Source organism: Vallitalea sediminicola (genome assembly GCF_054408565.1).
Genome location: NZ_BTPT01000337.1, coordinates 1 through 218, shown reverse-complemented (window position 1 = coordinate 218; position 218 = coordinate 1). Strand labels below are relative to the sequence as shown.

At 28.0% G+C, this 218-nt stretch carries 1 protein-coding gene; it reads left to right on the top strand.

From position 1 onward, the window contains the following. Positions 1–218, top strand: a 218-nt coding sequence (locus tag ACX6CF_RS26970; protein ID WP_458788459.1) for a hypothetical protein, incomplete at both ends; no start/stop codon positions are given.

Below are 218 nucleotides of genomic sequence, written 5' to 3'. Positions count from 1 at the left end.
ATCCAGATTATAAGAAACAAGATTATATAGAAGCTAGATTAATAAAAATATCATCACTTGATAGACGAGATAAAAAATTGTCAGCTTCAGATATAAAAGAGTTAATTGATACTCATGACAATATTTTTGATAATCAAATGGATTTTAAGGATACCATAGAGGAAAAGGGTTATAAAATGGATGTCATAGATAGAGTGTTTGATGAAACTACAGCAAGG